This window comes from Mesorhizobium sp. M0751 (assembly GCF_040320265.1).
Taxonomy (GTDB): domain Bacteria; phylum Pseudomonadota; class Alphaproteobacteria; order Rhizobiales; family Rhizobiaceae; genus Mesorhizobium.
Genome location: NZ_JAMYPH010000019.1, coordinates 114,904 through 125,458 on the forward strand (window position 1 = coordinate 114,904; position 10,555 = coordinate 125,458).

A 10,555-nucleotide genomic window follows, 5' to 3' on the forward strand; every position below is an offset into this window, starting at 1 on the left:
CGATTTTGCCGGCCAACGAGCCGGATCCCTGCAAACCGTCAGAGCCATAGCAATGAACATCTTCGCCGATTTCAACGCGCGAATCATAAAGGCCGTCGAAGCGCTTGATTTGAAAGACAAGGACGGCGCGTCGCCGGACCTGTCGCGCATCGCCGTCGAGCCGCCGCGCGATGCCAGCCATGGCGACCTGGCGACCAACGCTGCCATGGTGTTGGCCAAGCCGACCGGCCAGAGCCCGCGTGCGCTAGCCGAAAGGCTGGCCGAGGCGCTGCGCGCCGACGAGGATATCGCGGCCGCCGAGATCGCTGGCCCGGGCTTCGTCAATCTCAGGCTCAAGGACGGCTTCTGGCAGGCGCATCTGAAGGCGCTGCTCGGCGAAGGCCGCAACTACGGCCGCTCGACGGTTGGCGGCGGCAAGAAAACCAATGTCGAATATGTCTCGGCCAACCCGACCGGGCCGATGCATGTCGGCCATTGCCGGGGTGCTGTGGTCGGCGACGCGCTGGCCAATCTGATGGCCTTTGCCGGTTACAACGTGACCAAGGAATACGTCATCAACGATGCCGGTTCGCAGATCGACGTGCTCGGACGCTCCGTCATGCTGCGCTACCGCGAGGCACTCGGCGATGAGATCGGCGAGATTCCGCCCGGGCTTTACCCAGGCGACTATCTGATCCCCGTTGGTCAGGCGCTGGCCAGCGAATTCGGCCGCTCCCTGCTGCAGATGCCGGATGAAGAGGCGCTTGCCATCGTCAAGGACAGAACGATCGATGCGATGATGACGATGATCCGCGAGGATCTGGCGTTGCTCAACGTGCATCATGACGTCTTCTTCTCCGAGCGGACGCTGCATGCCAACAATGCGAAGAAGATCCGCTCGGCGATCAGCGACCTGACGCTGAAGGGCCACATCTACAAGGGCAAGCTGCCGCCGCCCAAAGGCGAGAAGCCGGACGACTGGGAGGACCGCGAGCAGACGCTGTTCCGCTCGACCGCGGTCGGCGACGACATGGACCGGGCGCTGGTCAAGTCGGACGGCACCTTCACCTATTTCGCCGCCGATGTCGCGTACCTCAAGGACAAGGTCGATCGCGGCTTCGTCGACCTGATCTATGTGCTTGGCGCCGATCATGGCGGCTATGTGAAACGGCTGGAAGCGCTTGCCCGGGCGATTGCCGGCGACGAGGTCAAGCTTACCGTGCTGCTTTGCCAGCTAGTGAGGCTGTTTCGCGCCGGCGAGCCGGTGCGCATGTCGAAGCGGTCGGGCGAGTTCGTGACCTTGCGCGAAGTGGTCGAGGAGGTCGGCCGCGACCCGATCCGCTTCATGATGCTCTACCGCAAGAACGACGCGCCGCTCGACTTCGACTTCGCCAAGGTGACCGAGCAGTCGAAGGACAATCCGGTGTTTTACGTGCAGTATGCCTCGGCGCGCTGCCATTCGGTGTTCCGGCAGGCAAGCGAGCAATTGGGCGAGGCCATGTTCGACCGCAACCAGCTGGCCGCCGAAGTGGCTTTGCTGACCGATGAGGGGGAGATCGGCCTGATCAGGAAGCTTGCCGAATATCCTCGGCTGATCGAAGCCGCGGCGCTCGCGCTCGAGCCCCACCGGCTGGCATTTTACCTCTACGAACTCGCTTCCAGCTTCCACGGACACTGGAACCGGGGCACCGATAATCCCGACTTACGTTTTGTTAAGGTTAACGACCGACAATTGACGCATGCCAGACTAGGGCTGGTGCAGGCTGTTTCGGACGTTTTGACGTCCGGCCTGACGCTGATCGGAGCCAATGCGCCCACCGAAATGCGTTAGGTTTGAGTAAAAAACCTGTCACCTTTTGCCCACATTGCGCTGGTAAGGGCCAACCCTACGCGACGTCCATGGCGTCCGAATGAGTGCGAGTTCGGGAACAATAATGGCAGACAGAACCCAGCTGAGAGCAGCCGACCAAAACGACATCGCCAACGATGATCCGTTCGCGGAACTGACCAGGATCATGGGGTTCGACCCGCGCCAGCCGGTCAAACCGCAAACGCCGGCCCAGCCGAAGACCGCTGCCGCCGAACCGTCGGTGGATGAGGCCGATTTCGACATCGATCTCGAGAAGGAGTTGATGGGCGAATTCGGCGCCGACGCCAATGACAATGCTTCCCCTGCCGAGCTCCGCGAGCCGACACCCGAACCGGACGCCGCCGACGAGATGGAGGACGCGCTTGCCGCCTCGTTCGAACAGGATTTCGCGTTCGACGACAGTGCGGCGGACGATGCTGTTCCCGTTGCGGCCGCTCCTGTTGCCGCCGACGAAATTGCCTCCGGCCCCGAAAGGTCGTTCGCTCCCGCTGTCGAGCCGGAGTTCGACGACGAGTTCGATAACGCCGTCGCCGGCTCGCTCGAAGACGTGTCGCCGTTCGAGGACGACCTGTCGAGTGACGACGAACTTGCCACCTCTGTCGACCAGGATTTTCGGCTCGACGACGATGTAACGGCCAAGATCGCGGTGACCGGCGAGGATGAACCCAGGGCCGCAGCCCAGGCTATCGAACCGGTCGACGAGCCCGCCTTCGACCCCGCCTTGGACGATGAGTTCGACAACGCCGTGGCAAGTTCGCTCGAAGACGAGCTGATGCTCGAAGAGCATGAGCCGATGGAGCAGGCGGTCGCCGTTGACACCGTCGTGCACGCCACCGCGCCTGCGTTCGATGACGAGTTCGACGATGCCGTTGCAAGCTCGCTCGAAGACGAGCTGATATTCGACGAGCATGAGCCGGAGGAAAACGTCGCCGCTCCGGCATCGCCGGTTGAAGCGGTTTCGGCCGACGAGGATCTTGCCGGCCATTTCGATGATGCCATGGCCGATGTCGACATGGATTTCGACGTTCGCCCGAACGAGACTGCCGAAATCGAAGAACCAGAGTTCATCGAAGAGCTGTCGATCGAAGAGCCAGAGGCCGCTCGACTTTCCGGCACGGCCGCCGAAGCGGCGTTCGACGACGATTTCGATCTGAGCTTCGACGATGCGCCTGCAGAGGACGCTGAAGAGCCCGTGGCGCAGGTTGCGGCCGAACCAGCGGCGCCGGCCGCTGTCGTCCCGACGGCTCCAGTGGCCGAGGAACGCAGCCTGGAAGACGAACTGAACGCGCTGCTCGGCGCGATGAACACACGGCCGGCACAAGCGGTCAACGAACCTCAGACAAGCCAGCAGTCTGCCCAGCAGCCTGCCCAGAAGCTCGTGATGGCTGTTCAGCAGCCCATCGCGCCGGTAATTCAGAAGCCAGCAGTGGCCGCTGAACAGCCAATGGCGGCGATCAAAGACATCGCCAACGAACCGGTGCATGCTGTCGACGAGCTGGACTGGGAACTCGACGAGCACGAGCCCGCCGAGCCGCAGCAGTCCAGTGCCGCCGATGACGCCGATCTTGGCAGTGTCCTTCTCGATGAGCTTGAAGGCGAGGATTTCGGTGTTGAAGCCGCCGCCGGACCTGTGGGTGATTTAGACAACGATGCGCTTGATGCCGACTTCGCCAGGAACATCGGCCTGGATCATGACTCGGCTGACAAGAGTGCGGCAGCTGCTGCCGAAGAAGACCCGCTCGATGCGCTGAACTGGCTGACAACACGCGCCACACCGCCCGAGCCGGCCCGCTCGTGGAGCCGCGTGACACCGGTTGCGCAGCCTCAGCCCGCTTTTGCAGGCCAGCCGGTCGCTTCGGCGCGTCCGGCACCGCCGCAGCCGGCTGCAACGCCGTCCTATCGGGCCGCACCGGTCGGAGAGGCGCCGTCCTATGAAGGCCAGGCATCCCGTGAAGACAGGCGGTCCAATGAGGATCGGCCATCCTATGAAGATCGGCCAGCCTACACGGAAGCTGCACCAACTTCGTATCAACAGCCTTCCGCCTATGACGAGATGCCTGATGTCGAGACGGTCGACGTGCCCGAGCGTGTCGTGGCGCTGGCGGACGATCTCGACATTCCGGAGCTCAACTTCGACGATGACGAGCCGGTGGCGCCCGCCTACGACGATCTCGATGCCGATTTTGCCAGCCTTCTCACCGAAATGAATGCCACGGATATAGCGCCTGCCCCGGTGCGCAGTGCTGGCTATGACGATGAATACGATGCCGGCTTCGCGTCTGGCTATAAGCAGGATCGTAGCGAGACGCGCGCCTATGGCGCCAAGCCTGCGGAAGCCCCCGTCAGCGCGGCAGCCGCTTCCTATGCCGATGCAGCGGACGGTTTCGATCTGGGCCCATTGCCCGCTGGCCAGCCGGTTTCGCAAGCCGACGATTTCACCTTCGATGAGCTCGACTACGACCCCGAACTGGACGACGAGATGTCGGTTCCGGGCCTTGCCGAACGCGGGGCTGAAAGGCAGCCGCGCAGGCGCGGGCTGCTGATAGGTGCGGTGGTTGGCGCGGTGGCGATCGCCGGAGGCCTTGGCGCCTTTGCTTTGACCCTCGGCGGCAAGAGCGGCGGCGATGCGCCGGTTATCGTCAAGGCCGACAACAGGCCGATCAAGATCAAGCCGGAAAATCCAGGCGGCACCGTCGTGCCGAACCAGGACAACAAGGTCTATGACGCTGTGGTCAAGGGCGCCAAGCCCGCCGAGCCGGTTCAGCAGAAGCTGGTCACCAACACCGAAGAGCCCGTGGACCTGAAGGCCAACGAACCGGAGAGCCGCGTCGTCGATCTTTCGCCCAATGACCCCGATGCCGCAGACGATATCGACGTGCCCGGCACCGTGGCGTCCGACACCGAATCGTCTGGCACCAACGCGCCTGACACCAACGCGCCTGACACCAACGCGCCCGGCACCAACGCGCTTGGCGCCAATGCGGCTGGCGCTACCGAAACCGCCGCCGCGCCGGCACCCAAATCCGAGGATCGCATCGCGCAGGTTCTGCAGGAGGTCGACAAGGGTGCCAACCCCGAGACCGTCGCCGTTGCGCCGCGCAAGGTGCGGACCATGGTCGTGAAACCTGACGGTTCGCTGGTGGCGCGCGAGGATCCGGCGCCTGCCGCCCCGCAAATGGCTGCTGCCGAGCAGGCCGATCCGGCGCCGCAGCATGTGGCTCCGTCGGCCCAGGCCGACGCCGCCGCGCAGACCGGCACCGTGCCCCTGATCGACCAAATGACAAGTGATCCGAAGATTGGGGACCAGCCGAGCGGCGACCAGGCGAGTGGCGATCAGGCCGAAACCCCCAAGCTGCAGCCGGCGCCGAAGCCCGACACAAAGGCTGAAGCCAAGGCCCAGCCGTCGGCCAGCAACCAGTCCGCCAGCACCCCGGCCACGGTTCCGGTGGCGCCGCAGCGCCCGTCCGACCAGCCGGTCGATGTGGTCGGCGAGGTCAAGCCCGATCAGGTCGCTTCCATCGATCCGGCCGCGGCCGGCGCTGGTTCGTGGTCGATACAGATCGCTTCGCAGCCGACCGTCGAAAGCGCCCAGGCGACTTATCAGGATCTGCAGCGCCGCTATGGCAGCGTGCTTTCCGGCCGCACCGCCAATATCGTCAAGGCCGAGATTGCCGGCAAGGGCACCTTCTACCGCGTCCGCGTTCCGGCGCAGTCTCGCAACGAGGCGATCAAACTGTGCACCAGCTACAAGGCTGCCGGCGGCAACTGCTTCGTGTCCCACTAGCGGCACCAAAGCCCTTCGAAAAAGCCGGCGTCCGCGCCGGCTTTTTGCGTGAACGGAAAGCTCTGGAGGCAATTGCGGGCGATTCCCTTTGTCGGCGCGAAGCTCTAAACTGTTTCGCATGACCGAATCAAAATCCATGATCCTCGGCTGCGCCGGGAAATCCCTGACCCGCGACGAGATCCGTTTCTACCGCAACGAATGCCCGTGGGGCTTCATCCTGTTTGCGCGCAATATCGGCGAGACCGAGCAGATCCGCGATCTGGTCGCCGCGATGCGCGACTGCGTCGGGCGTGCGGACGCGCCGGTGTTCATCGACCAGGAGGGCGGCCGGGTGCAGCGCCTGCGGCCGCCGCTGGCGCCGAACTATCCGGCTGCCGGTGCACTCGGCGCCTTGTGGCGCGACGACCATGACGCCGGCACCCGTGCCGCCTGGCTGATGGCGCGGCTGCATGCCTTCGACCTGCTGCGCTACGGCATCACGGCGGATTGCCTGCCAGTGCTCGACGTGCCGATCGAGGGCGCCAGCGACGTCATCGGCGCGCGCGCCTATGGCAAGGAGCCGCGCGCCGTCATCGAATTGGGTCGCGCCGCGGCGGAAGGGCTGATGGCGGGCGGCGTGTTGCCGGTGATGAAGCATATTCCCGGCCATGGAAGGGCCTTCGCCGATACGCATTTCGAACTGCCGACCGTCGACGCTTCGATCGGCGACCTGCAACGGCATGATTTTGCGCCATTCAGGGAGCTCAACCATTTGCCGATGGCGATGACGGCGCATGTCGTCTATAGCGCGATCGACCCGAAGAACCCGGCCACCACATCCGGCAAGGTCATCGAAAAGATCATCCGCGGCGAAATCGGCTTCGACGGGCTGTTGATGAGCGACGACACCTCGATGAAGGCACTTTCTGGGGATTTCCCGTCAAAGGCGGCCGCGATCCTTGCGGCGGGCTGCGATCTGGTCCTTCACTGCAACGGCGTGTTCGAGGAGATGGCCGGCATTGCATCGCGCACGACCGGGCTTGAAGGCAAGTCGTTTGAGCGCGCGGAGCGGGCGCTGACCTATATCAGGAACCGTGATCGGGCTGATGAAACCGAGATTCGGGCCGAATTTGCCAGTTATTTCGACGCGGTGGCCTAGCATCAAAGGAAGCGAAGTGGCGGAAACATTGGACCTGAAGGCCGGCAAGGCCGCACCGATGGACCGCTTGTGGGCCGAGAACGACGATTCCCGGCTGACCGGCGATCCGGCTTTGGTCGTCGATGTGGCCGGCTTCGAAGGTCCGCTCGATCTTCTGCTGCATCTTGCCCGCAATCAGAAGGTCGACCTGTCGCGCATCTCGATCCTGGCGCTGGCCGAGCAATATCTGGCGTTCGTCGAGAAGGTGAGGGCGCTGAGGCTGGAGCTTGCCGCCGACTATCTGGTGATGGCGGCGTGGCTGGCCTTTCTCAAGTCGAAGCTCCTGATTCCCAAGCAGCCCGGCGACGAAGGCGAAAGCGGCGAGGAACTGGCGGCGGTGCTGCAGTTCCGGCTGAAGCGGCTGGAGGCGATGCGCGACGCGGCGGCACGGCTGGTCAACCGCAACCGGCTCGGACGCGACGTGTTTGCACGCGGCATGCCGGAAATGGTCATCGTCGAGAAGCGCAATGCCTATTCGGCTTCGCTCTACGATTTGTTGACCGCCTATGCCCAGCAGCGCCAGAAGCAGGCGATCACCAATGTGACGATCGCCAGGCGCGGCGTGTGGTCGCTCAAGGATGCGCGCGACGTGCTAACCAGGCTGATCGGGTCGCTGCGCGACTGGACGGCGCTCGACAGTTTCCTGGTCGAATATCTGGCCGCCCCGGAAGAGCGGCGCACCGCGGTTGCCAGCTCGTTTGCGGCGACGCTGGAACTGGTGCGCGAAGGCAAGATGGAAATGCGGCAGGACCAGGTGTTCGCGCCGCTTTATCTGCGCGGCCGCGCCCAGGCCATCAAGATAGTCGAGGTGACACCATGAGCGAACGCGCCAACGCTTCGGTCATTCCGTTCAAGGTCGACGACGACGCCGAGGAAGGCGCGGTCGCCGAGAACCCGGCACAAAATCAGGGGCAGAATTTGTCGCGGAATCCTGGCGAGCGGCTGCATATGGCGGAGGCCGTACGGATGGCCGAGGCGATCGTTTTCGCCAGCGCTGAGCCGGTCAGCGAAAAACAGCTCACTTCGCGGCTGCCCGACGGCATCAACATTGCCGCGGCAATGGCCGAACTGCAGCAGATCTATGCGCGGCGCGGCGTCAATCTGGTGCGCGTCGGCGATGCCTGGGCGTTTCGCACCGCCGGCGACCTCGCCTTCCTGATGAGCCGTGACACGGTGCAGCAAAGGAAGCTCTCCCGCGCGGCTCTCGAAGTGCTGGCGATCATCGCCTACCACCAGCCGGTAACGCGCGCCGAGATCGAGGATATCCGCGGCGTCGAGACGTCAAAGGGGACGCTCGACACGCTGATGGAGACCGAATGGGTGAGGATGCGCGGCCGGCGCCGTACGCCCGGCCGTCCCGTCACCTACGGCACGACCGACATTTTCCTCGACCATTTCGCGCTGGAGGAGATACGCGATCTCCCCGGCATGGAGGAATTGAAGGGTGCGGGGCTGCTGTCCGGCCGCATGCCGTCGAATTTCTCGGTGCCGCTGCCGCCGGCAGACCCCGATGCGCTCACCGACGACGAGGATCCGCTGACCGACATCGACCTCGAAGAACTCGGCCTTTTGACGCCGCGCGTCACGGAAGATTGAGCCGAGCGCCATCTTGAAGCCACAGGCAGGATGGAACTGCGCCGATTGGTAGCGGGCCGCCGTGCCGAAAGTGCGTGACTTCGGCGACTCATTCATGAACTCTGTCGCAGTTCTGTTTGAATCCGAACCCGAAAGCGCATAGATCAGCGTCTGGGAAACCGTTCGAGAGAGATTTGCTATGGGTTCATTTTCGATTTGGCACTGGATGATCGTTCTGGTGATCGTGCTGCTGGTCTTCGGCCGCGGCAAGATCCCCGAGCTGATGGGCGACATGGCCAAGGGCATCAAGAGCTTCAAGAAGGGCATGGCCGACGACGAGACTGCCGAGGACAAGCGCACCGTCGAACACCGTGCCGACGAAACCGTTTCGGTGCCGAAGGAAAAGGCCAGCAAAAGCTGAGCCCAAACTTTAGTCGGAACGTATAGCCATGTTCGAAGTCGGCTGGACCGAGATGCTGGTGATCGCGATCGTCATGATCGTGGTCGTCGGGCCCAAGGATTTGCCCAACATGCTGCGCACTTTCGGCCGCACAACGGCGAAGCTGCGCGCCATGGCGTCCGATTTTCAGCGGCAGTTTAATGATGCGCTGAAGGAAGCCGAGCTCGACGACGTCAAGAAGTCGGTCGATTCGCTGAGAAGCCTCAATCCGGCAGCCGAGATCAGGAAGCAGCTCAATCCATTCGAGCAGGCCGCCGCCGACGTCCGTTCGGGCGTCGATGCCGTGATGAAACCCAAGCCGGCCGTCGATGCCGCCGCTTCGACGGAGCAGGCAGCCGAGCCGCTGAAGAACGGCGCAACGGCGATGCCGGGCGTCAGCCCGCCGGAGCCGACGCCGGCCACGCCGATCTTTCCGGCGATGACGGACGAGTCCGTCGTGGCGCCGGCAGTGCAGGCGCAAACGGCTGCAGCGGCCGTGCCGCAAAAAGCACCTGCGGCAAGGAAGAAGCCGGCGCCCGCGAAAGCCGCGGCCGCCGCGCCGGCCAAGCCGGCAAAGACCGCTGCGCCGAAGGCCGCCGCAAAAGCTGAGTCGAAAGTTCAATCGGCAGCGAAGAAGCCGGCGACAGCTGCGAAGAAGCCGGCCGCCAGGAAAACGGCGGGAGCCGCCAAGTGAGCGTTTCGGACAAGGAACAGGACGAGATAGAAAAATCGTCGGCTCCGCTGATGGAGCACCTGATCGAGTTGCGCCGGCGGCTGATCTGGTCGATCGGCGGTTTTTTCGTCGCCTTCCTGGTCTGCTTCTTTTTCGCCAAGCGGCTGTTCAACCTTCTGGTCATTCCGTTCAGATGGGCGACCCAATGGGCCGGGCTCGACCCGCACAAGGTCGAGCTGATCTATACGGCGCCACAGGAATTCTTCTTTACCCAGGTCAAGCTCGCCATGTTCGGTGGCATGGTCATCGCCTTTCCGCTGATCGCCACGCAGATCTACAAATTCATCGCGCCCGGCCTCTACAAGAACGAACGCAATGCCTTCCTGCCGTTCCTGATCGCCTCGCCGATCCTGTTCCTGATGGGCGCATCGCTGGTCTATTTCTTCTTCACGCCGATGGTGATGTGGTTCTTCCTCGCCATGCAGCAGACCGGCACCAACGACCAGGTGCAGATTTCGCTGCTGCCGAAAGTGTCCGAATATCTCAGCCTGATCATGACGCTGATCTTCTCCTTCGGCCTGGTGTTCCAGTTGCCGGTGGTGACCAGCCTGATGACGCGGGTCGGTATGCTTTCGTCCACGGCCCTGGCCGAGAAGCGCAAATGGGCGATCGTCATCGCCTTCGTGGTGGCGGCGGTGCTGACGCCGCCCGACCCGATGAGCCAGATCGGCCTCGCCATTCCGACGATCCTGCTCTACGAGGTCTCGATCTGGTCGGCCCGGCTGATCGAGCGCAGCAAGGAGCGCGACCGTGTGGCTCGCGAAAAGCAGGACGCTGCGGAAGAGGTGGCCGAAAAGCCGGCGGACGTGTCTTCGACGTAGGTTCGGTTGAGGCGGCAGCATCTTTTTGCCGGCCGCAGCAACTTTGTTCTTGCTTTGTGCCGGCAGCTATGCTACTAATTTGGGTATGGTGCCAATTGGCTCCAAAAACCCGCCTCCCGAGGCGGGTTTTTTGTTTCCAGGGTGAAAACTCCGGTGTTGTCGGACGTCAATGTCGGC

8 protein-coding genes are annotated in these 10,555 nt (G+C 63.4%); all 8 read left to right on the forward strand.

Features of this window, described 5'->3' with window-relative positions; genetic code table 11:
- Positions 1–52 precede the first annotated feature (52 nt).
- The 8 genes from argS to tatC all read left to right on the forward strand — a co-directional run bounded on the left by argS (position 53) and on the right by tatC (position 10,378).
- A complete protein-coding gene (gene argS, locus NKI19_RS25435) occupies positions 53–1,810 on the forward strand; it encodes an arginine--tRNA ligase (RefSeq protein ID WP_352490598.1) in 1,758 nt (585 codons plus the stop codon).
- A gap of 103 nt (positions 1,811–1,913) precedes the next feature.
- Positions 1,914–5,633 carry an SPOR domain-containing protein gene (locus NKI19_RS25440; protein WP_352490597.1) on the forward strand — a complete coding sequence of 1,240 codons (3,720 nt, stop codon included), beginning with the start codon at positions 1,914–1,916 and terminating at the stop codon, positions 5,631–5,633.
- 118 nt (positions 5,634–5,751) lie between these two features.
- On the forward strand, positions 5,752–6,771 hold the full coding sequence (gene nagZ, locus NKI19_RS25445; protein ID WP_352490596.1) for a beta-N-acetylhexosaminidase: 1,020 nt from the start codon (positions 5,752–5,754) through the stop codon (positions 6,769–6,771).
- A gap of 58 nt (positions 6,772–6,829) precedes the next feature.
- Positions 6,830–7,630, forward strand: coding sequence for a segregation and condensation protein A (locus NKI19_RS25450; RefSeq protein ID WP_352490754.1), 801 nt, complete (start codon positions 6,830–6,832; stop codon positions 7,628–7,630).
- Positions 7,627–8,406 carry an SMC-Scp complex subunit ScpB gene (scpB, locus tag NKI19_RS25455; protein ID WP_352490595.1) on the forward strand — a complete coding sequence of 260 codons (780 nt, stop codon included), beginning with the start codon at positions 7,627–7,629 and terminating at the stop codon, positions 8,404–8,406. The genes NKI19_RS25450 and scpB overlap by 4 nt, the downstream gene beginning before the upstream one ends.
- 178 nt (positions 8,407–8,584) lie before the next feature.
- Positions 8,585–8,806 carry a twin-arginine translocase TatA/TatE family subunit gene (locus NKI19_RS25460; protein WP_352490594.1) on the forward strand — a complete coding sequence of 74 codons (222 nt, stop codon included), beginning with the start codon at positions 8,585–8,587 and terminating at the stop codon, positions 8,804–8,806.
- A 28-nt stretch (positions 8,807–8,834) separates the two neighbouring features.
- A complete protein-coding gene (tatB, locus tag NKI19_RS25465; RefSeq protein WP_352490593.1) occupies positions 8,835–9,518 on the forward strand; it encodes a Sec-independent protein translocase protein TatB in 684 nt (227 codons plus the stop codon).
- Positions 9,515–10,378 (forward strand): twin-arginine translocase subunit TatC, encoded by an 864-nt coding sequence (tatC, locus tag NKI19_RS25470; protein ID WP_352490592.1) that lies wholly within the window; start codon positions 9,515–9,517, stop codon positions 10,376–10,378. Before tatB ends, tatC begins: the two co-directional genes overlap by 4 nt.
- Positions 10,379–10,555: the final 177 nt, after the last annotated feature.